This is a genomic window from Streptosporangium becharense, from assembly GCF_014204985.1.
In the GTDB taxonomy this organism is placed as follows: Bacteria; Actinomycetota; Actinomycetes; order Streptosporangiales; family Streptosporangiaceae; genus Streptosporangium; species Streptosporangium becharense.
The window spans coordinates 4334937-4360294 of sequence record NZ_JACHMP010000001.1 but is presented as its reverse complement, the minus strand read 5'-3'; the positions used below and the strand labels follow the sequence as shown (position 1 = coordinate 4360294).

Annotated in this window: 18 protein-coding genes and 3 rRNA genes; 13 read left to right on the top strand and 8 right to left on the bottom strand. The window is 67.2% G+C overall.

The annotated features are described in order from the left end of the window. The first annotated feature begins 36 nt into the window (after window positions 1–36). Window positions 37–1461: an alpha,alpha-trehalose-phosphate synthase (UDP-forming) gene (locus tag F4562_RS19310; protein ID WP_184547331.1), complete on the top strand. Its 1425-nt coding sequence runs from the start codon at window positions 37–39 to the stop codon at window positions 1459–1461. An 83-nt stretch (window positions 1462–1544) separates the two neighbouring features. Beyond that, a complete protein-coding gene (locus F4562_RS19305) occupies window positions 1545–2867 on the top strand; it encodes an MFS transporter (RefSeq protein ID WP_184547333.1) in 1323 nt (440 codons plus the stop codon). On the opposite strand, the gene F4562_RS19300 is transcribed toward F4562_RS19305, so the two are convergent. The 3 genes from F4562_RS19300 to F4562_RS19290 all read right to left on the bottom strand — a co-directional run bounded on the left by F4562_RS19300 (window position 2845) and on the right by F4562_RS19290 (window position 4905). Beyond that, window positions 2845–3459, bottom strand: coding sequence for a hypothetical protein (locus tag F4562_RS19300; RefSeq protein ID WP_184547334.1), 615 nt, complete (start codon window positions 3457–3459; stop codon window positions 2845–2847). The two genes, F4562_RS19305 and F4562_RS19300, sit on opposite strands and share 23 nt — an antisense overlap. A 114-nt stretch (window positions 3460–3573) precedes the next feature. Next, window positions 3574–4359 (bottom strand): trehalose-phosphatase, encoded by a 786-nt coding sequence (otsB, locus tag F4562_RS19295; RefSeq protein WP_184547336.1) that lies wholly within the window; start codon window positions 4357–4359, stop codon window positions 3574–3576. A 207-nt stretch (window positions 4360–4566) separates the two neighbouring features. After that, complete coding sequence (locus F4562_RS19290) at window positions 4567–4905, bottom strand: DUF3263 domain-containing protein (protein WP_184547338.1); 339 nt, start codon at window positions 4903–4905, stop codon at window positions 4567–4569. A 126-nt stretch (window positions 4906–5031) separates the two neighbouring features. On the opposite strand from F4562_RS19290, the gene F4562_RS19285 reads away from it, so the two are divergent. Together F4562_RS19285 and F4562_RS19280 are read left to right on the top strand one after the other, a co-directional pair. Next, the gene (locus F4562_RS19285; RefSeq protein ID WP_184547340.1) at window positions 5032–5835 is read left to right on the top strand and encodes an SAM hydrolase/SAM-dependent halogenase family protein; all 804 of its coding nucleotides are present in this window, start codon (window positions 5032–5034) and stop codon (window positions 5833–5835) included. A 259-nt stretch (window positions 5836–6094) separates the two neighbouring features. Further along, complete coding sequence (locus F4562_RS19280; RefSeq protein WP_184547342.1) at window positions 6095–6763, top strand: hypothetical protein; 669 nt, start codon at window positions 6095–6097, stop codon at window positions 6761–6763. Window positions 6764–6887: 124 nt separating this feature from the next. Here F4562_RS19280 and F4562_RS19275 read toward each other — a convergent pair whose 3' ends face one another. After that, window positions 6888–7160 carry a hypothetical protein gene (locus F4562_RS19275; RefSeq protein WP_184547344.1) on the bottom strand — a complete coding sequence of 91 codons (273 nt, stop codon included), beginning with the start codon at window positions 7158–7160 and terminating at the stop codon, window positions 6888–6890. A gap of 530 nt (window positions 7161–7690) precedes the next feature. On the opposite strand from F4562_RS19275, the gene F4562_RS19270 reads away from it, so the two are divergent. The 8 genes from F4562_RS19270 to F4562_RS19235 all read left to right on the top strand — a co-directional run bounded on the left by F4562_RS19270 (window position 7691) and on the right by F4562_RS19235 (window position 16763). Continuing rightward, window positions 7691–8632, top strand: a complete 942-nt coding sequence (locus F4562_RS19270) for an ABC transporter permease (RefSeq protein ID WP_184547346.1) — start codon at window positions 7691–7693, stop codon at window positions 8630–8632. Further along, on the top strand, window positions 8625–9485 hold the full coding sequence (locus F4562_RS19265) for an ABC transporter ATP-binding protein (RefSeq protein ID WP_184547348.1): 861 nt from the start codon (window positions 8625–8627) through the stop codon (window positions 9483–9485). The genes F4562_RS19270 and F4562_RS19265 overlap by 8 nt, the downstream gene beginning before the upstream one ends. Before the next feature lie 54 nt (window positions 9486–9539). Continuing rightward, complete coding sequence (locus F4562_RS19260; protein ID WP_311734262.1) at window positions 9540–10061, top strand: YbhB/YbcL family Raf kinase inhibitor-like protein; 522 nt, start codon at window positions 9540–9542, stop codon at window positions 10059–10061. A gap of 375 nt (window positions 10062–10436) precedes the next feature. Then, on the top strand, window positions 10437–10598 hold the full coding sequence (locus tag F4562_RS19255; RefSeq protein WP_246473483.1) for a hypothetical protein: 162 nt from the start codon (window positions 10437–10439) through the stop codon (window positions 10596–10598). Between the two features lie 877 nt (window positions 10599–11475). Further along, complete coding sequence (locus F4562_RS19250) at window positions 11476–12105, top strand: DUF1707 SHOCT-like domain-containing protein (RefSeq protein WP_184547352.1); 630 nt, start codon at window positions 11476–11478, stop codon at window positions 12103–12105. Window positions 12106–12176: 71 nt separating this feature from the next. After that, on the top strand, window positions 12177–13211 hold the full coding sequence (gene plsX / locus F4562_RS19245; RefSeq protein WP_260316351.1) for a phosphate acyltransferase PlsX: 1035 nt from the start codon (window positions 12177–12179) through the stop codon (window positions 13209–13211). 196 nt (window positions 13212–13407) lie between these two features. Beyond that, window positions 13408–15156 (top strand): arginine--tRNA ligase, encoded by a 1749-nt coding sequence (gene argS / locus F4562_RS19240; protein ID WP_184547354.1) that lies wholly within the window; start codon window positions 13408–13410, stop codon window positions 15154–15156. 149 nt (window positions 15157–15305) lie between these two features. Next, entirely contained in the window at window positions 15306–16763 is a 1458-nt protein-coding gene (locus tag F4562_RS19235; RefSeq protein WP_246474170.1) for a hypothetical protein, read from the top strand. Window positions 16764–17047: 284 nt separating this feature from the next. Here F4562_RS19235 and F4562_RS19230 read toward each other — a convergent pair whose 3' ends face one another. Further along, entirely contained in the window at window positions 17048–17440 is a 393-nt protein-coding gene (locus tag F4562_RS19230; protein WP_184547356.1) for a cell division protein SepF, read from the bottom strand. A 205-nt stretch (window positions 17441–17645) separates the two neighbouring features. Between F4562_RS19230 and F4562_RS19225 the strand changes: the two genes are divergently transcribed. Continuing rightward, window positions 17646–18434 carry a PhzF family protein gene (locus tag F4562_RS19225; protein ID WP_184547358.1) on the top strand — a complete coding sequence of 263 codons (789 nt, stop codon included), beginning with the start codon at window positions 17646–17648 and terminating at the stop codon, window positions 18432–18434. A gap of 1253 nt (window positions 18435–19687) precedes the next feature. Here the strand turns inward: F4562_RS19225 and rrf are convergent. From rrf to F4562_RS19210, 3 genes are all read right to left on the bottom strand, one after another. After that, window positions 19688–19804, bottom strand: a 5S ribosomal RNA gene (gene rrf / locus F4562_RS19220). Between the two features lie 75 nt (window positions 19805–19879). Then, a 23S ribosomal RNA gene (locus F4562_RS19215) occupies window positions 19880–23005 on the bottom strand. 409 nt (window positions 23006–23414) lie between these two features. Beyond that, window positions 23415–24938 (bottom strand): 16S ribosomal RNA (locus F4562_RS19210). Together the 16S, 23S and 5S rRNA genes form the textbook arrangement of a ribosomal RNA operon. Between the last annotated feature and the right edge of the window lie 420 nt (window positions 24939–25358).

The following is a 25358-nucleotide window of genomic DNA, read 5'->3' as shown; positions in this document are numbered from 1 at the left end:
TCAGAACAGGCGTGTCCCTTAGGTCGAGGGGGTTGAATGAACGCGATCCTGGTCGCCTCGAACCGCGGCCCCGTCTCCTTCACTCTCTCCGACGACGGTTCCCTGTCCATTCGCCGGGGCGGAGGCGGCCTGGTCTCGGGCCTGTCCGAGGCCGCCAAGGATCTCGGCACGCTCTGGGTCTGCGCGGCGCTGTCCGACGGTGACCGCGGCGCCGCACGGCTGGCGCCCGGCGGCCGGATCGACCACGCCGGCTATGACACCGGAGCGCTGCGGATGCTCGACATCCCTCAGGCGACCTTCCACCGCGCCTACAACGCGGTGGCCAACTCCACCCTGTGGTTCGTCAACCATCTGCTGTACGACACCCCCAACCGGCCGCACTTCGACGCCAGGTTCCGCCGCGAGTGGGAGTCGTACCAGGCCTACAACGAGGCGTTCGCGATGGCGCTGGCCGAGGAGGCCGCGCACGGGGCACGGGTGATGGTGCAGGACTACCATCTGAGCCTCGCCCCGGCCATGCTCAGAGGCGAGCGACCGGACGTGCGGATCGCCCATTTCTCCCACACGCCGTGGGCTCCGCCCGAGTACTTCAGCCTGCTCCCCGACGACGTGGGGGTCGAGCTGCTGGAGGGGATCCTCGGCGCCGACCACGCGGGTTTCCTGACCGCCCGGTGGGGCGAGGCGTTCATGGACTGCTGCGAGGCGCTCCTCGGCGCCCGGGTCGACCGCGCCGGACGCACGGTGGCGTACGCCGGCCGGACCACCCGGATCGGCGTGCACAGCCTGGGCGTGGACGGCGCGGCGCTGTGGGCACGGGCCTCGGAGCCCGACGTCGAGTCGCACATGGCCGCGCTCCGCGACCAGGTGGGCGACCGCAGGCTGATCGTCCGGATCGACCGGACCGAGCTGTCCAAGAACATCGTCCGGGGGTTGACCGCCTACCGGGAGTTCCTCGCCGCCCATCCGGAGTGGCACGGCCGGGTGACGCATCTGGCCTTCGCCTACCCCTCCCGGCACGACCTGCCCGAATACCGCGAGTACACCGCGGCGGTACAACGCTGTGCCCAGGAGATCGAGGACGAATACGCCACCGAGGACTGGGACCCCCTGATCCTCAACGTCAACGACGACTACCCGCGCTCGCTCGCCGCCTACCGGCTGGCCGACGTGCTGCTGGTCAACCCGATCCGCGACGGGATGAACCTGGTGGCCAAGGAGGGGCCCGTCCTGTCGCCGAACAGCGTGCTGGTGCTCTCGCGCGAGGCGGGCGCCGCCGCCGAGCTCGGTGAGCACGCGCTGACGGTCAACCCCTACGACGTCTCCGCCACGGCCGCCGCCCTGCACGAGGGCCTGACGATGCCCGAGGACGAGCGCGCCAGGAGAGGCGCCCTGCTGGTCGCGGCGGCCACCGCGCTGCCCCCGAGCCGCTGGTTCGCCGACCAGCTCGACGCCCTCAAGTGAACCACCCCGCGTTGATCGTCACCTTCCATCCCATGCGATAGTTTTCGGGGCTGTTTGACGTTCTGGGGTATCGGGGGCACCGGTTGACTGCGATCGCGTCCGTTCGGCTGAACCGCGACCGCGCGACCTGGCTGATCTACCTGCAACTCGGCGTCTTCGCCACCTACCTGTACGGCCTCAGCGCCGTGCTGCCGCTGCTCCGCATCGACCAGGGGGTCTCACAGACGACGGCCGGCCTGCACGGCACCGCGATGGCGGCCGGCGGGATCGCCACCGGGCTCGCACTGCCCTGGCTGACCGGCAGGATCGGCCGTCGGGCCGTCGTCTGGACCGGGCTGGCCGGGATGAACGCCGGCATGCTCCTGGTCGCCGCCTCCACCGCCCTACCGGCCACGCTCCTGGGGTACGGCATGGCCAGCGGGATGGCCTCGATCACCCTGTACGCGGGCATGGCCGCGCTCGCCGACCACCACGGCCCGGCGGGTCCTGCCGCGATCAGCGAGGCCAACGCCGTCTGCGTGATCGTCGGCATCGGTGTCCCGTTCGTGGTCAGCGCCGCCGCGCAGAGCGCGTTCGGCTGGCGGGCGGCGCTGCTGGTGCCGCTCCTGCTGACCGTATTGCTCGCACTGACCATGGGACGCGTCTGGATGCCGGAACGCGACGGCGGCGCGGGCGGTCCGGCCGACGACGCGGATGCCCCCGGTGCGGGCGTCGGTGCGGGTGACGCCGGTGCGGGTGACGCCGGTGCAGACGGCGGTGCAGACGGCGGTGTGAACGGCACAGGCGGCGGCTCAGGTGCAGGGGGCACGAGTGGCGCGGGTGCGGGCGGTACCGGCGGCGCGGGTGCCGGGCCCCGTTTCGGCTGGCGGTTCTACCTGGCCGGGATGGTGCTGTTCTGCTGCGTGGCGATGGAGTTCTGCTTCAACCTGTGGGCGGCCAGGCTGTTCTCCGACCAGACCGGTCTGTCCGCCGCGGTGGCGGCGACGGCGCTGACCGCCTTCACCGCAGGCATGGCGGCGGGGCGGCTGGCCGGTGGACGGCTGGCACTGCGGGTGCCACCGGCCGCGCTGCTCGTCGGGGCGCTGCTGCTCACCGCCGCGGGATGGGCGGTCTTCTGGCCGAGCACACACCCGGCGCTCTCCTACGCGGGGCTGGCCCTGTGCGGGCTGGGAGTCTCGCTGCACTTCCCGCTGGCGCTCTCCCGGGTGCTGGCCGTCTCCGCGGGGCAGCCCGACCACGCCTCGGCCGTGGCCTCGATCTACGCGAGCCTGGCCGTGGGGGCGGGTCCGTTCCTGCTGGGTGCGCTGGCCGACGGGTTCGGCACCCAGCAGGCGTTCCTCATGGTCCCGGCCCTGGTCGGACTGGCCGTCGGCGGAGTGCTGGTCAATTCCAGTCGGCGTACTTGATCGTGTCCGCCAGGAGCGGGGTGTTCCACTGGTCCACGATCAGGATCTTGGACTGGGGCAGGTACCACTCGCGCTGGTTGAAGGTCGCGATCTGCCGGCCGTTGCCCTCGACGATGCAGCGGCCCGCCCAGGAGCGGTAGTGGGCCTTGTGCCCGGAGCCCGCCTGCCGCACACCGGCCGAGGTCGCCTTGCCGAGGACCTGGTGGTACTTGCCGTTGAGCGGGCACGCCTGCACGTCGCTCGCGGGGTAGTAGGGCCGCGAGGGGGTGTAGCGGTTGAAACCCTCGTGCCCCCTCTTGATCCGCTCGGGGCCGAAGATCCAGAAGGCGCGGCACCCCGGCGTGAAGTAGTCCCCGGCGCGGTCGGCACATGATCCGGTGACGACCTTGATCCGGTCGGCTTCCTGGTAGGACACCCACTTGAGGGGGAATGTCAGGGTCATCCCGCGGAAGGTCACCTGATAGGTGCCCGAGGCGGAGGACGTGGACGCGGGGGTGGCGGATGCGGAGGACGCGGACGCCGGGGTCGCCAGCGCGGCGGTGAGCAGGGCGGTACCGGTGAGGGCGGCGAGGAGGGAGGGGATCTTTCTCATGCCGGTGAAGATATCGGGCACGACTTGCCGATGACTTGCTGCCCAGTAGACACCGATCCGCGCACCGCCCCAAGAATCCGTCGTTCATTCCATTCCAGACGACGGATATCGCGATCAGCCGGGCTCCTCACCTTCGATGGCGTCGGCGATCGCGTTCAGCAGGCCGATCACTCCCCCCGGCCCGTCCACCACGAGGTCGGCCTCCACCTCCAGCTCCGACGACCCGCTGAACACCGTCACTCCCGGCAGCCCGCAGGCGCGCACGGCGGCGAAGGCGGCGAGGTCTCCCAGGTCGTCCCCGGCGAACAGCACCGACCGGGCCGCCCGTTCCCGGAGGAAGGCGTCCAGCGCCTTGCCCTTGTCCGTCCCGGGCGGACGCAGCTCCAGCACGAGCTTGCCCGGTTCCACCGCCAGCCCGGCTTCGGCCGCCAGCGCGATGACCGGCTCGCGCAGCGCGTCGAGCGTCGCCTGCGGGTCGGGCGCCTGCCGGGTGTGCACGGCCACCGCCCGCTCCTTGTCCTCAATCCTGACGCCGTCGAGCCCTGCGGTCAGCGCGGAGAGCCCGGCCCGGGCCCGTGCCAGGCCCGGGTGGACAGGCGGCGTGGTGAGGGTGCCCCCCTCCCAGCGCTCCAGGCCGTAGTGGCCGAGCACCACCAGGCCGGGCACACCGGCCAGGGAACCGTACTCGACCGCCGTGGCGGCCGGGCGTCCGGTAACGATCACCACGGCGCCGACCAGCCCGCCGAGCCGGGCGAGCGCCGCGGGGCCGTCCGGATGGATCCTGGCCGCCGCCGGATCGGGCACGATCGGGGAGAGCGTGCCGTCGAAGTCGAGCCCGATCACCGCCCCCGCCGGGTCGGCGACGATCGCCTTCAACCCGTCGGGCATGTCCGCCGTCATGCTCCCTCGCCCCTCTCCGCGTCCGCCGTCCCGCCCGGTCGCCCCTCCGGATCGAGCGCCGCGCAGCCGCCTCCGCCCGGTCGGACCGGGTGACCGGACGCCAGGCCCGGCCCGCTCGGGCAGACGGATCCCGCACCCGGTCCGCTTGGGCGACCGGATGCCGTGCCTGGTCGGTCGTACCCCGACACGGCCGGTCATACCCCTAGATCACTGGCGAAAGCCCGTTCTCCGGGCAGCGCGGGCACGACGCCGCATCTCACGGAGCCTGCGCAGCCGCTTGACCAGCATCGGATCGTGGGCGAGCGCTCCGGGCAGGTCGATCACCTCGCCGAGCAGCTGGTAGTAGCGGGTCGCGGAGATGCCGAAGGTCTCGCGGATGGCCTGCTCCTTGGCTCCCGGGTAGCGCCACCACCGGCGCTCGAAGGCCAGCAGCTCCCGCTCGGCGTCGGTCAGCTCCCGCGACACCGGGTCGCGACCGTCACCGGCGCCCCTGCCGGCCCCCTCACCGGAACCGGCGTCGTCATCGGGAGTCGGTGCGGCGTCCATCGCTCTCCATCGCCTCCTCCTCGGCCGGGCACACGGCGGACCTGCCGTTCACCTGCGACCCGAAGTCAGAATAGTCCGGAATTTCGCGCTGTTCATCACGGATTCGGAGACGTACAGTCACCAAGTGTGACCTCTGTCATCAGCCTTCTCACCGACTACGGACTGGAAGACGGCTACGTCGCCGCCTGCCACGGTGTCATCCTCGGCATCTCTCCGCAGTCGCGGATCATCGACGTGTGCCATCTGGTCCCTTCGGGAGACGTGCGGCGCGGGGCGGCGATCCTCGCACAGACGATCACCTACCTGCCCGCCGGTGTGCACGTCGCCATGGTGGATCCGGGGGCCGGCTCGCACCGGGCCGTGGTGGTCGAGGCCGGCGACAACCTGCTCCTGGGCCCGGACAACGGGCTGCTCTCCTGGGCGATCCACGCCGCGGGAGGCGCGCGGGCGGCCTACGAGGTCTCCAACCAGGAGTTCTTCCTTCAGCCGGTCCTGCCGACCTTCCACGGCCGTGACCTGTTCGCACCCGTCGCGGCCCATCTGGCCACCGGGCGTGCTCCAGCCGATCTCGGGCCCGAGATCCGGGTGGAACGGCTGGTCTCGTTCCCCGAGCCGACCACGCTGGTCCACGGCGGCGGAGTCGAGGGCGAGGTGCTGTCGGTCGACCGCCACGGCAACGCCCAGCTGTCGATCAGCTCGGCCGACCTGGTGATGCTGGGCATCACCTCCGGAGACACGCTGGTGCTCTCGCTGGGGCGGCGCCGGGTCTCGGTGCCGTTCAGGGAGACCTTCACGGCGGTGCAGCCGGGAGAGATCGTGGCGTTCGTCGACTCGGCCGGGCTCATCGCGCTGGCGGTCCACACGGGCGACGCCTCCCAACTGCTGGGCCTGCCCCCCGGAGCCCACGTACGGCTCTCACTCGTGCCGTGACCTCCCGCCAGTCCTGGCGGGCGGCGGTTCCCGCGCCGCCGTCGCCCCCGTCCCCGGATCCGCCGGGCCGGGTTTGCCGTCACCCGGGGAACGGCCGCCCGAGGTTCCGTCATCATCACCATGACTTGACGGACCCCAGACCCGTGAGAGCCTCCCGGCGCCCGTCTTCCCTCCATACTTGTTGCGACTCTGCGTAGTCTTTCGATCACGGAAGGCACAGTCGATGCGCCTATCCACGTCCTTCGGGGGAGACAGAAACATGATCCGTCGCATTCTCGCCGTCTCAGCCATCGCCGGCCTCGCCGTCGTGGGCTCGGTCACCACCGCGTCCGCCGACAGCGACCCCATCTCCAACCTGCTGAGCAACGCGATCGAGGGCCACAACCCGGGGACTGGCCTGCTGGACGACCTGGTCGGCGGCGCCGAGGCCGGCCGCGGCCTGCTGGGCGGCCTGCTGGGCGGCGCCCGCAACGTCAAGGGCTCCTACCACGTCGGGGGCTCCTACCACTCCAGTGGCTCCTACCACTCCAGCCACGGCGGCTCGTACGGCGTCTGCGGCGGCGGCTCCTACGGCGTCTGCGGCGGCGGCTCCTACCGCGCCTCCTACGGTGCCTGCGGCGTGGGCGTCTCGCACGGCGTCTGCGGCGGCGGTGGCGTCGTGACCTGCGGCGCGGGTGTCTCGTACGACGTCTGCGGCGGGGGTGCCGTGGTCGTGCGTCCCGTCCGCCCGGTGGTCGTGCGTCCGGTCCGCCCGGTGGTCGTCGCCCCGGTGGTCTCGCGTCCCGCGGTCCGCACCACCGTCGTCTCGTACCCGTCCGTCCGCACCGTCCGCACCACGGTCAGCAGCAATGTCGTCCACTACCCGCCGGTCTCCTCGACCGTCGTGTCGGGCGGCTGCGTCGAGGCCGTCGTCAGCGACTGTGAGTGACGAGAACAGCTGATCCGTGGCGAACGTGAAAGGCCCCCCACGCGCGTGGGGGGCCTTTCACGTTCCGGAGCGCGCCGGCTCCGGCCACGGGCGGCGCTCCGCCCGCAGCCCCGGCCGGAGCCGGTCAGCCGACCTTCTCGACCTTCTTCTCCCACCCGACCCGGTCGAGCAGGTTGATCATGACACCTTTGACGCCCGTGACGCCCGTGACGTTCGGGGAGGACGCGGCGTCGGTCCGGTGGAAGTACACCGGGATGTACGGCGGTTCCCTGATCAGGATGTCATCGGCCGGGGCCCGGATACCGGAGAAGACGGTCTCGGCGACCGTCTCGCGATCAATGGCCATGGAGACGGCCTCGCGGACCCTCACGTCCGCGTACGTCTCGTCGTACCGCATCGGGAAGCCGATGCAGGCGACGCCGGCGTCCGCCTCGCCCCCTTGGCGCAGACGAAGCGGCCCTCGCCCGGGTCGAGGTCGGCCCAGCCGCCGACCGGCTGAAGAAGCCGTTGGGCCCCCTGCGCGTTCCCCCGGTCGGCGGCGTGGTCCCACGCGTCGACATAGTTCCGCGCGGCCGGCCTTTATCACCGTTGCGCCAGTCGCGGTTCGGTCACGCACGGCCCCTCCCGGCGCCATGCGTCCGCCAGCCCGGCTGAACTGGAGCTTCACCTGCTCATAAGTGCGACATCGAGCCACACATAATGCACAAACGGTCACACCAAAACACCCTCGAACGGACAGTGCCCTCATCCGTTGCCCACAGACGACCTGGACCTGGGCTACCGTTGACCGGGTCGCAAGGGAGCCGGTGGCTCGCAGGCGAACCGCACAATTGCCCTGGAACCTCTTCACTGGAGATCCCGTCCAATGTGTGCGGCGGGTCACCGCCGTAAGCACTCCATCCACTCGCATCCAATAGAGTCCTTGCCATGAGCCAGCCGGAATCCGCGACCGCGGACGCCCAGGCGGGCGGCCCGAAGAACGGCACCCCCACACCGGGGCAGGAGCCGCTGGCCAAGCTCGCCGAGCGTTACGGACTTCGGCGTGCCATCGCACGCCCCAGTCTGCCCGTCTACCTGCGCCAACTGTGGGAACGACGGCACTTCATCACGACGTACGCCACATCGCGAAACGTCTCGAAGTACAGCAACTCAGCCCTGGGCCAGCTCTGGCAGGTCCTGACGCCGCTGATGAACGCCGCGATCTACTGGCTGATGTTCGGCCTGATCCTTGGCGCGGACAAGGGGATCACGAACTACCCCGCGTTTCTCATCACCGGGATGTTCGTCTTCACCTACACCCAGCGCTCGGTGAGCAGCGGCGCCAAGTCGATCTCCGGCAACCTGTCGCTGATCCGCGCTCTGCACTTCCCCCGCGCGGCGCTCCCGCTCGCGTACACGATCCAGGAGCTCCAGCAGCTCCTGATCTCCATGGGCGTGCTGATCGGGCTGGTGCTCGTCACCGGCGAGACGCCCACGCTGCTCTGGCTGCTGATCCCGGTCGCCCTGCTGCTGCAGACGATGTTCAACATCGGCGCCAGCCTGGTCCTGGCCCGGGTGGGCGCCTCCGCCCGCGACCTGAACCAGCTGCTGCCCTTCATCATGCGCACCTGGCTTTACGCCTCCGGCGTCTTCTTCTCCATCGGCGACAAGGTGTCGGGCACCAGCGGCGCCGGGCTGCCCCAGTGGGTCGCCGACATCATGTACTTCAACCCGGCCGCCGCGTACATCGAGCTCATGCGCGATCTGCTCATGCAAACCCACAGGCCCCAGCCGTACATCTGGGCGGTCTGCGTATTCTGGGCAGTGTTCGCTCTGCTCGGCGGCTTCTGGTACTTCTGGCGAGCCGAGGAGAAGTACGGCCGTGGCTGAGTTGACCGAGGAGCAGTCCCGAGTGAAGGCTGAGGAGCCCACCGCCTCCGGTGCGGACGTGAAGGTTCACCCCGCCCCGGAACCCGCCCGGCCCCACGACAGCCGTGAGGGCACTCCCACGGTCATCGTCGACGACCTGCACATCATCTACCGGGTCTACGGCGCGGCCACCGAGGCGGAGAAGGGCAACGCCGCCAACGCCCTCATGCGCCTCCTCAAGCGCCAGGGACGCCCGCAGATGAAGGAGATCCACGCCGTTCGCGGGGTGTCCTTCGTGGCCCGCCACGGCGACGCCATCGGCCTCGTCGGCCGCAACGGCTCCGGCAAGTCCACCCTGCTGCGGGCCATCGCCGGTCTGCTGCCCCCGCACTCCGGCGCGGTCTACACCGACGGCCAGCCCTCTCTGCTCGGCGTGAACGCCGCGCTGATGCGCGAGCTCACCGGCGAGCGCAACATCGTGCTCGGCTGCTACGCGATGGGCATGAACCCCAGCCAGGTCAAGCAGAAGTATGACGACATTGTCGACTTCTCCGGCATCGGGGAGTTCGTGCAGTTCCCCATGTCGACCTACTCCTCGGGCATGGGCGCCCGGCTCCGCTTCGCCATCGCCTCCGCCAAGTCCCACGACGTGCTGCTCATCGACGAGGCCCTGGCCACCGGCGACCGCGAGTTCCGGCGCAAGAGCCAGGATCGCATCAAGAAGATGCGCGAGGAGGCGGGCACGGTCTTCCTCGTCGCGCACAACCTCGACGTGATCGAGGAGACCTGCAACCGGGTCATCTGGCTGCACAAGGGCAAGATCAAAATGGACGGCGACCCGAAGACCGTGCTCGCCGCCTACAACAAGGGCTGATCGCAGGGCAAGATGAGGGGCGACCGACAAGACGCTCCTCATCGGAGGTGAATCGTGTCCTCACAGCCACCGATCCCATATGACTTCCTGCCCCAGGTCCCGGCGCTGACCGTCGAAAGCGACGACGTCCGCGACGGCGAGCGCCTGTCCGAGCGACACGTGTTCGACGGCTGGGGTGCGAGCGGCCAGAACGTCTCACCCCACCTGCGCTGGTCCGGCGCCCCCGACGGGACCCTCAGCTACGCCGTCACGTGCTTCGACCCCGACGCCCCCACCGGCAGCGGGTTCTGGCACTGGCTGCTGTTCGACATTCCCGCGGACGTGACCGAGCTGCCCGCCGGCGCCGGTGCGGCCGGTGCCGGCCCGGGGGTGCACGGCCGCAACGACTACGGCACCAACGCCTACGGCGGCGCCGCCCCGCCCCCCGGCCACCCGCACCGCTACATCTTCGCGGTGCACGCCCTCGACGTGGAGAAACTCGGCGTCGATGCCGACGGCTCACCCGCCGTGGTGGGCTTCAACATCACCGCTCACACCCTGGCCCGCGGCTACATCGTGCCCGAGTACGAAAGCTGAGCCGTGTCGATGGCGGCGCCGTGTTGATGGCGGCGCTGTGCTCGATGGCGACGCTGTGCTCGACGGCGACGCCGGCGCGTCGCGGTTCAGACGCTCCGACCCGGCTCCTTCCCTCGTCGCGCTGTGCTCGACGGCGACGCTGCGCGTCGCGGTTCGGACGCTCCGACCCGGCTCCTTCCCTCGTCGCTCATCCGCTGCGCTCCTTCGCTCCTCAGTCCAGTCGCCGGCGCGTCCTCACGGGCGCTTCACGCCTTCACGGGCCCTTCTGGCGGGAGTGGGACGCGCGGGGTGAGTGACTGACAGGGAGTTCGGTGTTCCGATATGATTCGAACGTTGTTTCGATCTGAGGAAGCCGTCATGGAGTGGGGGCGCGCGATGCGAGAGCTGTCAGCCGCGATCGACCACCTGGCCGTTGAGGACCCATCGGAGGTTCCTCGTCTCCAGCTCACCGAGCAGCTCATCGAGTTGCACTGGCAGATGGCGAGGCTTCAGGCAGAGATCGCCCGTCGCACCTCCGTGCGGGGCCCGAGTCGCTGAAGTGGAGAAACCGGCCGGTGAGCACCGGCCGGTTTCTCTGTGCCGTGACCGGGCGGCCCCCACCCGCCGCGGCGGCCGCCCGGTCCCTCCCGCCACCGGAGTCACCCGGCGGCGATCTCGGTCACCGGTCCTCGTCATCGGCCACGGAGGCGACGGCGCCGGTGACAGTCGGGGTGCTCCCCGCGGTGGCCACGCTCACCGGTGGGGAGATGTCGTCATGGACCCGCACGTTTTCGCCGAACGCGTGGAGACCGCGAGCCCGTCACCCGGATCACCGGCGGGGCGAGGTGCGGGTTTTCAAAAAGCCCCGCCGGAAGTCACTCCGGCATTTGTACCACCACCGCCACCGGCTCCCAACCCGAACCGTGAAGTCCGGTCGCCTCCGGCAGCCCGGCCTGTAGCCCCGGCACGGACGTGCCGACCAGGCACAACGGCCCATCCACCTCGGCCAGGAAAACCGAAATAAGGTAACAAATACCCGCGAAATTTTCCGCTTTATATGACGAATGCCTCAACCGCCGGGAGCCGTGTCCGTTCGGCGCAGGACACCCTGCGGAGAAGGGAGAGAAAAGAAAACCCGATGGTCCAGGCACCGGATTTTCCATCCGCCGGATGCTCGCTTGACCCGGCGGGTCAGCCGAGTCGCAGGGTGGCCGTCTTCGAACCGTCTTCGAACCGCCTTCCCGGTCCGCCGGCCGTCCGAAGGCGTGAACGCCCGCCGTGGCTCTCTCCAGGAGCCGGTGCCCACGGGCCGGATCGCGGCACCGGCCCCGGACACGACCCGCCCGGCGGGGACAGGCGGCATCGCAGTCCGTTCACTGTGGAACAACATGTCGGAGGTATCGAGATATATCTTGAATAGTCGTACACTCGCCCTATGAGCCCTCAGGACTCCTCGCCACCGGCCTCTCGGCACGCCGCCTCGCGGGTGCCCGCCCTTGCACCCGGCTCCGCCCTGCGGGCGTCCGACGCCGACCGTGACCGGGTGGCCGCCGTACTGGGCGAGGCACTCGCCACCGGCCGCCTGACCAGCCTTGAGCACGCCGACCGCCTCGACGCGACCTACGCCGCGGTCACCGTGAGCGATCTCGTCCCGATCACCGGCGACCTTCCCGACGTGACCGCCACCTCTGCGGCCTCCCCCACCGACCGGCAGGAGGTCGGCGCCCTGTTCAGCAAGGTCGTCCGAGGCGGACGCTGGCTCGCCGGACGACACACCCGGCTCAGCGCGACCTTCGGCGCGCTCATCGTCGACCTGTCCGAGGCGGTGCTCCCCGGTCGCGAGATCACTCTTGAGGTCGGCGCTCACTTCGGCAAGCTGATCATCCGGGTGCCCGAAGGCGCCCATGTGATCGACGAGGTCAGCGGAATGTTCGCCAAGCGCCACATCTCCGGCGGCCAGGGGGGCGAGGGCACCCCCGTCATCAGGGTCGTGGGCCGCGCCGCCTTCGGGAAGATCGTCGTCTCCCGGGAGAGAACCGACTGGAATCTCCCAAGCAACCCCTGATCGCCCCGGCGGCACGATCACTCCGCAGCCCGCCTACGATGCGGACAAAACATCCCGCATGAGGTGACCGCTTGCCCGAGACAGACGCCCCCGGCGTCCTGCCGATCGCACTGGACGCGATGGGCGGTGACCACGCTCCCGACGAGATCGTGGCGGGAGCCGTACAGGCGGTGCGCGAGCACGGGATCCCCGTGGTGCTCGTCGGTGCCCCCCGCCCCCTCGCCGAGGCGCTCGCGCAGCACGACGCGACCACCGAGATCCCCATCGTCCGCGCCGAGGAGGCCCTGGCCATGGACGCGGGCGCCCTCGCCAGCCTGCGACGCCCCCGCTCCAGCATCGCCGTGGCATGCCACCTCGTCCGCCGGGGCGAGGCCGGCGCCGTCGTCTCCGCCGGATCCACCGCCGGGATCGTCGCCACCGGCAAACTCAGGCTGCGCAGCCAGCACGGCGTGCTGCGACCGGCCATCGCCGTGGCCCTGCCGACCCGGCCGCACCCCACCGTCCTCCTCGACGCGGGAGCGAACGCCGAGGTCAAACCGGAGATGCTGGTGCAGTTCGCCCACCTCGGCGCCGCCTACGCGGAGACCGCCCTCGATGTCGAGGCCCCCCGGATCGGCCTGCTCACCATCGGCAGCGAACCAGAGAAGGGCAACAAGATCGTCAAGCGTGCTCACGAGCTGCTCTCGGCCGCTCCCGGCCTCGACTTCGCCGGCAACGTGGAGGGGCACGACCTGCTCAGCGGGGCCGTCGACGTCATCGTCGCCGATGGTTTCACCGGCAATGTGGCACTCAAGACCATGGAGGGCAGCGTCCGCTTCGCCTTCGCCGAACTGCACGAGACGATCATGGAGAGCCGTACGGCCAGGGTGGGTGGCCTGCTGCAGAGACGGCGTATCAGGGAGCTCCATCGGCGGCTCGACCCCGAGGCTCACGGCGGAGCCGTGCTACTCGGCCTGAACGGCACCGTGGTCATCGCGCACGGCGCCGCCCGTGCCAAGGGTGTCAGCGCCGCCTGCCTGCTCGCAGCCAGGCTGTCCGCCCACGGGGTGGTCACCCGCATCGGCGAACGTCTCGCCCCGGCGCGCCGCCCGCACCTCCCGTGGTGAGCCGCCCGCACCTCCCCGCTGAGACGCCGGTACCTCCCCGGCAAGGCGCCGGAGCCTCCCATGGTGAGCCGCCCGCATCTCCCCGCTGAGACGTCCTCACGCCTTCACCCGCGTCTTCCCCTGGCGACCCTCTTCACAATCGCACGCCCCCGGATAAGCCGCCGGTTCAGGAATGTCCAGCCGATACCCTTAGACCATGACCGACCCGCAGTTCGTACTCACCGAGCGCGTCCAGCAGGCGCTGGCCGCGGCCTTCGGCCCGGAGTACTCCGACGCAGACCCGCTGATCCGTCCGTCCCAGTTCGCCGACTACCAGGCGAACGTGGCGATGAGCCTGAGCAAGCGACTGCGACGGGCGCCGCGGGAGGTCGCCCAGGAGATCGCCGACCGGCTCACCGGCCCGGCCGACGGCGCTGAGCCGTTCCCCGGCACGGTCGAGGTCAGCGGTCCCGGCTTCCTCAATCTGACGCTCTCCGACGACTGGATCGCCGCCCGGGCCGCCGAGACGCTGACCGACCCGCGCACCGGCGTCGGCCTGTCCGCCCCGCCGCAGACCATTGTGATCGACTACTCCGCACCCAACGCGGCCAAGGAGATGCACGTCGGCCACCTGCGCACGACCATCGTCGGCGACGCCCTCGCCCGGATCCACGAGCACCTGGGCAACAAGGTCATCCGGCAGAACCACCTGGGCGACTGGGGCACGCCGTTCGGCATGCTCATCGAGCACCTGCTCGACATCGGCGAGGAGGCGGCCGTCGCCCAACTGGAGGCCGGCGAGGGCAACGCCTACTACCAGGCCGCTCGCTCGAAGTTCGACACGGACCCGGAGTTCAACAAGCGCGCCCGGGCTCGGGTGGTCACCCTCCAGGCCGAAGAGCCCGAGACCATGCGCCTGTGGCACATCTTCATGAACGCCACGGTCCGCTACTTCAACAAGGTCTACACCCAGCTCGAAGTGACGCTGACCGACGACGACATCGCCGGCGAGAGCATGTACAACGCCATGCTCGCCCAGGTCTGCGACGAGCTCCAGGAGCGCGGCATCGCCGTCCTCAGCGACGGCGCGCTGTGCGTCTTCCCGCCCGGCTACACCGGGCGTGAAGGCCAGCCGCTCCCCTTCATGATCCGCAAGAGCGACGGCGGGTACGGCTACGCCACCACCGACATGGCCACGATCCGCTACCGGGTCGACGACCTCAAGGCCGACCGGATCATCTACGTGATCGGCGTCACCCAGTCGCTGCACATGTCGATGCTGTTCGACTCGGCCCGGCTGGCAGGCTGGCTGCCCGACCACGTCAGGGCCGAGCACGTCCAGATCGGCAGCGTGCTGGGCGCTGACGGCAAGATGTTCAAGACCCGGAGCGGCGAGTCCGTCAAGCTCCTCGATCTCCTCACCGAGGCCGAGACCAGAGCCGCGGCGGTGATCGAAGATCGCGACTACGCGGAAGAAGAGCGCGCCGGCATCGCCCACGCCGTCGGCATGGGTGCGGTCAAGTACGCCGACCTGTCCGTCAGCCACGACAGCGAGTACGTCTTCGACTTCGACCGCATGCTCGCCCTGACCGGCAACACCGGCCCCTACCTGCAGTACGCCCAGGCCCGCATCCGTTCCATCTTCCGCAGGGGCGGCCTCTCCCCGGCGGAGGCGGCCGGTCCGGTCGTCCTCGGCCATCCGGCGGAGCGCGCTCTGGCCCTGCGACTGCTCGGGTTCGGCGCCACCGTGAACGAGGTGGCGGAGAACTCCACGCCGCACAAGCTCGCCTCCTACCTCTTCGAGACGGCGAGCGCCTTCACCACGTTCTTCGAGAACTGCCCGGTGCTCAAGGACGACGTCGCCCCGGCTGTCCGGGCCTCACGGCTGGCTCTGTGCGCGCTCACCCTGAAGGTGCTGGAGACCGGTTTGGGGCTTCTCGGCGTCCAAGCGCCTGAACGCATGTAACCTACCGCCCGGATGATCGCCTTGTTTCCGTAAACCAAGGCGATCATCCGGCAAAGTCGTATTCGGCGCGCCTCCCAGCGGGGATGTCCGAAGCGCACTACGCTGGCGCGGTCATCGGTCACAACTTCGGGGAGTTCTCTGCCTTGAGCATGGACCTGACCGCGAATCCGCACGTTGAGATGGAGTTGCACCGTTACGCGGAGGCTCTCCTGGCCGAGTTGGCCGCCGGCTCCGTCCTCTCCGTGCCACCCGCGGCTCTCACCGATGTCCCCGGCCACTGGCTGGCTCCCGCCGTCGAGGCTCTGACGCTGCTCACCCGCGGCGAGGACGCCCTCGACGCTCTCGGCCGTGCCGCCCAGTGTGACGAACGGCGCACCGCGCTCTTCCTCTGCCTCGCCCTCGCGGTCTCCGGCCAGGGCGACCGGATCCACGCCTCGTGGCTGGGCACCGCCTTCGGCGACCTCTCCCTCGACCGTCCGGTGACCCACGGCCAGCGTGCGCTCTGGCTCGCCGCAGCCAGGGGTGCGTACGGCCCCGTCGGCAAGATCTTCGTGCTCCGCAAGCTCGACGCGGTGTCGGCATCGCCCGCCTCCGAGCCGGACCGCTGGTTGAACGCGCTGACCCCCGCCGAACCGTCGGTGGCCGTGTCACCGTCCCTGGCCGGCTTCCCCGACCTCGCCGGGCTTCCCGAGCTGGCCGACCCCGTACGCGCCGCAGCCCGGCTGGCCCAGCTGCGCGACCGTTGCGCCGAGATCACCTCGGCCGGTGAGAACAGGCGTGGTGACCGCGCCGGTGGCGCGGCGGACAGGCGAGACCACCTGAGGAGAGCGTCCACCGGCTCCGACGCACCGGACGGACTGCTCGACGCACCGGACGAACTGCCCGGTGGGCTCGCGGGCCTCGCCGCCGCGCAGGCCGACCATTCGGGTGAGGCGACCGTCGTGTGGAGCGAGGACGAACCGCTGGCCGTGCTCCGCCGACTGATCAGTACGGCCGATGCCTCGGAGGCGCCCGCGAAGCCGCTCACCGGGTATCTCCTCAGCGACCTGAGACCCGGCTCGCATCCTCACCTGGCGGCGATCGCGTTGCACGTGGCCGCGCCGATCGTGCGGGAAGCGGCCGAGAACCTGGAGCGGGCCACCCACGTCGAACCACCCGAGGCGGTCGCCGTGCCGATCCTCGGTCACCGCGTGACGCTCCACCCCGAAGGCCCCGACCCCGAGTCGCTGGCCGACGCCGAAGCGCACGTCACCTCCGAGGGAATGCCGGTCCGCGGACGGCCCTGGGACGTCTACGCGCTGTTCGTTCTCACCGCGGTGGCTCTCGTGGCCGCCCTCGTCGTACCAACGCCTCCGTCCGCCGCCCTGGCCGCCCTCGCTCTGCTTCCGGCCGCCGGCGGCGGCTACCGGCTGTGGCAGCGACGCAGACGCGAGCGGGCGGATGCCGAATACGTGGCCGCCCAGCTCTCCGAGCTCCGCGAGACGGCCCAGAGCGCCGTCTGGGCCCTGCACGAGTATGCCCGTGAGTCCGAGGAACGCGCTCAGCGCGCCAAGACGGACCTGGCCGAACTCATCCGTCTACTCCGTAGAGGTCCTCGCGCCGGATAGCGCCGGATGGCGCCGCCGCGTGATCCGGAAACGGTGGTGCTCCCGGCCCCGGCGATGCCCCCAGCCCTGGCGAGGCGACCCCGGCCCCAGTCCGAGTGAGACGATCCCGGCCCCGGCGAGAGACTCCCGGTCCCGGTGAGAAGACCGGGGCGAAGAACTCTGCCGCAGGGCGTGGGACGGTGCGCAACGTGGCACGGTATGCGGCGCGGCACGGTATGCGGCGCGGCATGACGCCATGTCCCCGATCTCAGGACCCGTGAAGCGCCGGCTGTGCGACACGCGGGTCAGCCGTTGGTGATCTCCACCTCGGCGGGGGCCAGCAGGAAGACCTTCTCGGCGATCCGCTCGATACGCCCCTCGCAGCCGTACGCCAAGCCCGCGACGAAGTCGACCATCCGCGTGGCCTCAGCGGTGCTCATCCCGCTGACATCCATGATGACGGTCTGTCCTTCTCGGAAGTGTTGCCCGATAACCGGTGCGTCGTTGTACTTCAGCGGCGCCAGCATCACGATCCTCGACGGTTCGCTCACCGCACCCCAGCGCTTGGCCGCACGCTCGGAGGCAGACTCCCAGTCGTCGTCCTCGACCTCGACCTCATCCTCGTAGTCGTAAGGCTCGTCATACTGCTCTGCCTCGCCCAGGCCAAGGTAGCTGGCTACCTTACGCACTGCCCCCATCGGCTCGTCCTTTCCTCAGGACCACGCCGCACCGGCCTGTCCCTACACCTTGGACGGTAACCGACGATCCGGAGTTCGCCATGCGACACGCCCAGCGCTTATTTCCACTTTGTACGACTACCGCACTGGTTTGCTTGATCCACGACTTTGCCCGATCCCTCGGCCCGTCTTCAACCGATATCTCCGCTGCGACTACCATCGCCTCATGCGGATCTACACGGTCGATTCGTTTACCGACGAATTTTTCAAGGGTAACCCTGCTGGCGTCTGCATACTCGACGAACCGGCTCCCGATGCCTGGATGCAGTCCCTTGCGGCGGAGATGCGGCACTCCGAGACAGCCTTCCTGCTCAAGGGAGGAGTCGGCGAGCCGCACTCGCTCCGGTGGTTCACGCCGACGACCGAGGTCATCCTGTGCGGACATGCGACCCTGGCTACGGCGCATGTGCTGTATTCCACAGGAACGGCATCAGAAACCCTCGAATTCTCCACGAAGAGTGGAATCTTGTCTGTAGCCAAGGACAAATACGGGTTAATCACCATGGATTTCCCGGCAAAAGCACTCCAAGAGACCGCTCCTCCGGAGGGGTTGATCGAAGCACTGGCCGTCCGACCTGTTTGGGTGGGAAAAAACGTTCGCGACTACCTGGTCGAAGTCGAGTCCGAGGACGAGGTGCTCGCCGTGTCCCCCGACTTCCGGGCCCTGGAGGCCGCCGACGCGCGGGCGACCATCGTGACGGCTCGCGCGTCGCAGTCCGACGCCGACTACGTGTCCCGGTTCTTCGCACCTCAAGGTGGGGTTCCAGAGGACCCGGTGACCGGCTCCGCGCACTGCGCTCTGGCACCGTACTGGTCGGCCAAGCTCGGCTCCGACACGCTGGTCGGAACCCAGCTCTCCCGACGCGGAGGGTCGATTCGCACGACGGTTCGAGGCGACCGGGTGGAGCTCGCGGGCCGCGCTGTCACAGTGTTCTCGGGCACGCTACACGTCTAACCGGACACCACATGCCTAAACATCCGTAAATGGAGGAAAGAGCCCAACAAGCTCGAAGAAAATCGCTGTGAATACAAGAAGAGCCCCGTCAGCTCCATGGCCCTGAACCGGTCCAGTTCCTTGAAGGCTGAACCGGCCCAGTGACTTCGGAGTGACAAACCGAATCGATCCCTGTGAGCTTCCTCCACAGGCCGGGAACCCCATCCCGTCAAAGGCCGCCGTGAGCGGACACCGGGAAACCCTGGCCGGCGGCCATACGTATACCGGTACACGAGCATGAGGCCCCCAGACGGACAATTCCCTCCTCGACCTGGAGGCAGAGGAGGGGGAAGGACACTGAGCGCCTGACCACGGGTGGTCGGCCGCATCGTATGGCGAAAGTCTCGGTCCCGCCCCGGCGCGATCAGCCGGGCGGTCCCCAGAGCGGCCGTCGGGGAGATCTGAAGAGGACTGTCTCGTCGGCGGCCTTTCGTCGATCTCTGCCCGCGATGGATCAGGGCTACGCAACCACCTGGGCTCGCCGGTGCCGCACACCTCACCACCGAAGTCGCCGGCCTGCCGACAGCCCAGCACTTCAGGAACGGCCCCCTGACAGTACGGTCCACGCAGCACTCCTCGGCATAGGTCATGTAGCACTCATCCCAGCAGAAGCCACCGACATCAAAGGTCCACCCGGGAAGACCCGGGCTGCGGCCGTTGGTGATCACCAGTGGACGTTCAGCACCGCCCAGGGCACCCAGGGCCCGGTGGGCACAGCCCGAGGCGTCTTCCGCTGCCCCCATGGCGCTGGGCCAGTGAGCGGCGGGTCAGTGAGCGGCGGGAGCGCGAAGAACGGCAGAGCACAGCAGGAAGGAGCCGAACCTGCGCACCTCTCCTCCACACATCCTCCACACACCAAGGAGGGGCCCGACCTCCTCCGCGCGCCAAGAAGATGCCCGGCGGAATCCCTCGCATACGCGCAAAGGACCCTGCGCACTCTTCCCTCGCCCACACGAAAAAGAGAGCCCTGCACCGCCCCTCCCGCACCCGCACCCGCACAAAAAAAGGGGGGCCCGCCCCCGGACCCCCCTGACACACAAAAAAAGGGGGGCCCGCAAACCCCCGGAACCCCATACAACCAAAAAAGAAGAGCCCCCCACCATCCCGGCCGGCCCCCCGCACACGCACACGCACACGCACACGCGCACGAAAAAAAATGAGGGGGAGGAGCCCGTCCCCTCACGGGACGGACCCCTCCCCCTCACATAACGATTGTCCGGCGGCGACCTACTCTCCCACACCGTCCCCGGTGCAGTACCATCGGCGCTGAAGAGCTTAACTTCCGGGTTCGGAATGTAACCGGGTGTTTCCCCTTCGCCATAACCGCCGTAACCCTATGAAACACACAACCCACCGGTTGCTGCCTCAGAATTGCCTAGTGGACGCGAGCACAACAAGACTGCTTCATGGTCAAGTCCTCGGCCTATTAGTACCGGTCAGCTCCACACATTACTGCGCTTCCACCTCCGGCCTATCAACCCGGTCATCTCCCGGGAGCCTTACCCCCTCACAGGGTGGGAGACCTCATCTCAAGGCGAGCTTCCCGCTTAGATGCTTTCAGCGGTTATCCCTTCCGAACGTAGCCAACCAGCCGTGCTCCTGGCGGAACAACTGGCACACCAGAGGTTCGTCCGTCCCGGTCCTCTCGTACTAGGGACAGCTCCTTTCAAGTCTCCTGCGCGCGCAGCGGATAGGGACCGAACTGTCTCGCGACGTTCTAAACCCAGCTCGCGTACCGCTTTAATGGGCGAACAGCCCAACCCTTGGGACCTACTCCAGCCCCAGGATGCGACGAGCCGACATCGAGGTGCCAAACCATCCCGTCGATATGGACTCTTGGGGAAGATCAGCCTGTTATCCCCGGGGTACCTTTTAGCCGTTGAGCGACGGCGCTTCCACATGCCACCGCCGGATCACTAGTCCCAGCTTTCGCTCCTGCTCGACCCGTCGGTCTCACAGTCAAGCTCCCTTGTGCACTTACACTCGACACCTGATTGCCAACCAGGCTGAGGGAACCTTTGGGCGCCTCCGTTACCCTTTAGGAGGCAACCGCCCCAGTTAAACTACCCACCAGACACTGTCCCTGATCCGGATCACGGACCGAGGTTAGACGTTCAAAACGACCAGAGTGGTATTTCACCAATGACTCCACCCGAACTAGCGTCCGAGCTTCACCGTCTCCCACCTATCCTACACAAGACGCTCCAAACGCCAATGTCAAGCTGTAGTGAAGGTCCCGGGGTCTTTCCGTCCTGCTGCGCGTAACGAGCATCTTTACTCGTAGTGCAATTTCACCGGGTCTGCGGTTGAGACAGCGGGGAAGTCGTTACGCCATTCGTGCAGGTCGGAACTTACCCGACAAGGAATTTCGCTACCTTAGGATGGTTATAGTTACCACCGCCGTTTACTGGCGCTTAAGTTCTCACCGTCGCCAGGCAAGCCTGGCTAAGCGGTCCCCTTAACGTTCCAGCACCGGGCAGGCGTCAGTCCGTATACATCGTCTTACGACTTCGCACGGACCTGTGTTTTTAGTAAACAGTCGCTTCCCCCTGGCCTCTGCGACCCCCACCAGCTCCGGACGCACGGTCCATCACCAGCGAAGGCCCCCCTTCTCCCGAAGTTACGGGGGCAATTTGCCGAGTTCCTTAACCACAGTTCACCCGATCGCCTTAGTATTCTCTACCTGACCACCTGAGTCGGTTTCGGGTACGGGCCGCCGCGACACTCACTAGAGGCTTTTCTCGGCAGCATAGGATCACCCACTTCGCCACAATCGGCTCGGCATCACATCTCAGGATACGCGGACCGCGGATTTGCCTACGGTCCTCCCTACATGCTTACCCCAGGAACAACCATCGCCTGGGCTGGGCTACCTTCCTGCGTCACCCCATCGTTTACCTACTACCAGATCAGGCCAGGCGTTCACCCTGACGCCCGCTCCGAAGAGCAGACCGGGTTAAGGACCCTTAGTATCACTGGATTCAGTATGGGCGCATCACAGCGGGTACGGGAATATCAACCCGTTGTCCATCGACTACGCCTGTCGGCCTCGCCTTAGGTCCCGACTTACCCTGGGCGGATTAGCCTGCCCCAGGAACCCTTGGTCATCCGGCGCAGAAGTTTCTCACTTCTGATTCGCTACTCATGCCTGCATTCTCACTCGCACGGCCTCCACAACTGGGTCACCCCGCTGCTTCGCCGGCCGCACGACGCTCCCCTACCCATCAGCGTCTCTCAACCACAAAGGCTCGAGTTCATACGCTAATGCCACGACTTCGGCGGTGTACTTGAGCCCCGCTACATTGTCGGCGCAGAATCACTTGACCAGTGAGCTATTACGCACTCTTTCAAGGGTGGCTGCTTCTAAGCCAACCTCCTGGTTGTCACTGCGACTCCACATCCTTTCCCACTTAGCACACGCTTAGGGGCCTTAGTCGGTGATCTGGGCTGTTTCCCTCTCGACTACGGAGCTTATCCCCCGCAGTCTCACTGCCACGCTCTCACTTACCGGCATTCGGAGTTTGGCTGACGTCAGTAACCTTGTCGGGCCCATCGGCCATCCAGTGCTCTACCTCCGGCAAGAAACACGCGACGCTGCACCTAAATGCATTTCGGGGAGAACCAGCTATCACGGAGTTTGATTGGCCTTTCACCCCTAAACACAGGTCATCCCCCAGGTTTTCAACCCTGGTGGGTTCGGTCCTCCACGCGGTCTTACCCGCGCTTCAACCTGCCCATGCCTAGATCACTCCGCTTCGGGTCTACAGCATGCGACTCAAACGCCCTCTTCAGACTCGCTTTCGCTACGGCTCCCCCACACGGGTTAACCTCGCCACACACCATAACTCGCAGGCTCATTCTTCAAAAGGCACGCAGTCACATCACAGCCCTCCGAAGAGGACTACGCTCCTACGGCTTGTAGGCACACGGTTTCAGGTACTATTTCACGACCCCTCACCGGGGCACTTTTCACCTTTCCCTCACGGTACTCGTGCACTATCGGTCATCAGGGAGTATTTAGGCTTACCAGGTGGTCCTGGCAGATTCACACAGGATTTCTCGGGCCCCGTGCTACTTGGGATCCCCTCCAGAAGCCCCCACGATTTCGCCTACCCGGCTCTCACGGTCTACGGCAGCCCTTCCCAGAGCTTTCGACTATCACAGAGGTTTATCACTTCTCACAGTCCCGGCAGAGACCGTCGGAGAGTCCCACAACCCCGCACACGCAACGCCCGCCGGCTCTCACACGTGCACGGTTTAGCCTCTTCCGCTTTCGCTCACCACTACTCACGGAATCACTATTTGTTTTCTCTTCCTACGGGTACTGAGATGTTTCACTTCCCCGCGTTACCACCAACCGCCCTATACATTCAGGCGGAGGCAACACCACATGACTGGTGCTGGGTTTCCCCATTCGGACATCCCCGGATCACCGTCTGGTTGGCGACTCCCCGGGGCTTAACGCAGCCTCCCACGTCCTTCATCGGCTCCTGATGCCAAGGCATCCACCGTGTGCCCTAAAAAACTTGGCCACAAAGATGCTCGCGTCCACTATGCAAATCTCAAACAACAAACAGCCACCGCACCCACCCACCCCACCACGGGAGCGGACGACACAGCCCTGTACACGAGGCCAAACGAACCAGGACCCACCCACCGCATCGCCATCACGACGACCGGCCGGCACGCCCCTGAGAGTGTCCGTTCCCTCAGGACCCAACAGTGTGTCCAACCAGCCCGGCCCTCCGGCAGACCAGCGTTCCCTCTCCCCCGGAGACGAACCCCGGAAGCGGTACTAACGGCCCGGTGACCCCGGCCTGGTTGAGTAGCCAGTGCTCCACTAATGAGCGCGCCGTGTGCAGGACACGCGCCTGCAGACACGACATGAACCCGCGCCCCCACCCCGAAGAGGTGGAACCACGCGAGCCGACTGCTCCTTAGAAAGGAGGTGATCCAGCCGCACCTTCCGGTACGGCTACCTTGTTACGACTTCGTCCCAATCGCCAGCCCCACCTTCGACCGCTCCCCCCAGCAAGCTGGTTGGGCCACGGGCTTCGGGTGTTGCCGACTTTCGTGACGTGACGGGCGGTGTGTACAAGGCCCGGGAACGTATTCACCGCAGCGTTGCTGATCTGCGATTACTAGCGACTCCGACTTCATGGGGTCGAGTTGCAGACCCCAATCCGAACTGAGACCGGCTTTTAGGGATTCGCTCCGCCTCACGGCATCGCAACCCTCTGTACCGGCCATTGTAGCATGTTTGCAGCCCAAGACATAAGGGGCATGATGACTTGACGTCATCCCCACCTTCCTCCGAGTTGACCCCGGCAGTCTCCCATGAGTCCCCACCACCCCCGAAGGAGCGTGCTGGCAACATGGAACAAGGGTTGCGCTCGTTGCGGGACTTAACCCAACATCTCACGACACGAGCTGACGACAGCCATGCACCACCTGTCACCCGGTCCGAAGAGGGCTCTGTCTCCAGAGCTTTCCGGGCGATGTCAAGCCTTGGTAAGGTTCTTCGCGTTGCGTCGAATTAAGCAACATGCTCCGCCGCTTGTGCGGGCCCCCGTCAATTCCTTTGAGTTTTAGCCTTGCGGCCGTACTCCCCAGGCGGGGCGCTTAATGCGTTAGCTACGGCGCGGAAACCGTGGAAGGCCCCCACACCTAGCGCCCAACGTTTACGGCGTGGACTACCAGGGTATCTAATCCTGTTCGCTCCCCACGCTTTCGCTCCTCAGCGTCAGGTAAGGCCCAGAGAACCGCCTTCGCCACCGGTGTTCCTCCTGATATCTGCGCATTTCACCGCTACACCAGGAATTCCGTTCTCCCCTGCCTACCTCTAGCCAGCCCGTATCGAATGCAGACCTGGAGTTAAGCCCCAAGCTTTCACACCCGACGCGACAAGCCACCTACGAGCTCTTTACGCCCAATAATTCCGGACAACGCTTGCGCCCTACGTATTACCGCGGCTGCTGGCACGTAGTTAGCCGGCGCTTCTTCTGCAGGTACACGTCACCTTCGTCCCTGCTGAAAGAGGTTTACAACCCGAAGGCCGTCATCCCCCACGCGGCGTCGCTGCGTCAGGCTTCCGCCCATTGCGCAATATTCCCCACTGCTGCCTCCCGTAGGAGTCTGGGCCGTGTCTCAGTCCCAGTGTGGCCGGTCGCCCTCTCAGGCCGGCTACCCGTCGTCGCCTTGGTAGGCCGTTACCCCACCAACAAGCTGATAGGCCGCGAGTCCATCCCCAACCGAAACAACTTTCCACACGCATCCCATGCAGGAACGTGTCATATCCGGTATTAGACCCAGTTTCCCGGGCTTATCCCAGAGTCAGGGGCAGGTTACTCACGTGTTACTCACCCGTTCGCCGCTCGAGTACCCCGAAGGGCCTTTCCGCTCGACTTGCATGTGTTAAGCACGCCGCCAGCGTTCGTCCTGAGCCAGGATCAAACTCTCCAAACAATGTCTTCGAGTTCTCCCGGCTGAAAGCCCCCCGTCACCCCCCGGGACCGAAACGGCCCGGCGGACACGAGGGAACATCAACCAAAGGAATCCCATCCCCCCACCGGCCACAGACCGGCGAGTCGGACGGGGTTGTGCTTCATGCACTGGCTTTTAACACACTGTTGAGTTCTCAAGAAACGGACGCGTTCACCGGATGACCGACCCCTTTTTCGGGGGGCCGAACGCCCGGGGCGTTCGTTTTTGTTTTGTTCTTTCGTTGTGCCTTTATTCTTTCAGGCCCGCTTTTTCGTGTCAAACCGACTCGATTTCGCCTGCCTGCCGAATTCCGGCGCTTCCCCTTTCGGGGCAACCCCTCAAACTTACCAGCCCTTGAGCGGTTCTGCGAACCGATCTCCGGGCCGTTGGCTTCAGAGGAAG

Bases quoted from the DNA above. Each gene is read 5' to 3' on its own strand.
- F4562_RS19280 (WP_184547342.1), top strand. From the start codon at position 6,095: ATGATCCGTCGCATTCTCGCCGTCTCAGCCATCGCCGGCCTCGCCGTC.
- F4562_RS19290 (WP_184547338.1), bottom strand. From the start codon at position 4,905: ATGGACGCCGCACCGACTCCCGATGACGACGCCGGTTCCGGTGAGGGG.
- argS (WP_184547354.1), top strand. From the start codon at position 13,408: ATGACCGACCCGCAGTTCGTACTCACCGAGCGCGTCCAGCAGGCGCTG.
- F4562_RS19225 (WP_184547358.1), top strand. From the start codon at position 17,646: ATGCGGATCTACACGGTCGATTCGTTTACCGACGAATTTTTCAAGGGT.
- F4562_RS19270 (WP_184547346.1), top strand. From the start codon at position 7,691: ATGAGCCAGCCGGAATCCGCGACCGCGGACGCCCAGGCGGGCGGCCCG.
- F4562_RS19310 (WP_184547331.1), top strand. From the start codon at position 37: ATGAACGCGATCCTGGTCGCCTCGAACCGCGGCCCCGTCTCCTTCACT.
- F4562_RS19300 (WP_184547334.1), bottom strand. From the start codon at position 3,459: ATGAGAAAGATCCCCTCCCTCCTCGCCGCCCTCACCGGTACCGCCCTG.
- F4562_RS19235 (WP_246474170.1), top strand. From the start codon at position 15,306: ATGGACCTGACCGCGAATCCGCACGTTGAGATGGAGTTGCACCGTTAC.
- F4562_RS19275 (WP_184547344.1), bottom strand. From the start codon at position 7,160: ATGCGGTACGACGAGACGTACGCGGACGTGAGGGTCCGCGAGGCCGTC.
- F4562_RS19250 (WP_184547352.1), top strand. From the start codon at position 11,476: ATGAGCCCTCAGGACTCCTCGCCACCGGCCTCTCGGCACGCCGCCTCG.
- F4562_RS19230 (WP_184547356.1), bottom strand. From the start codon at position 17,440: ATGGGGGCAGTGCGTAAGGTAGCCAGCTACCTTGGCCTGGGCGAGGCA.
- F4562_RS19255 (WP_246473483.1), top strand. From the start codon at position 10,437: ATGCGAGAGCTGTCAGCCGCGATCGACCACCTGGCCGTTGAGGACCCA.
- otsB (WP_184547336.1), bottom strand. From the start codon at position 4,359: ATGACGGCGGACATGCCCGACGGGTTGAAGGCGATCGTCGCCGACCCG.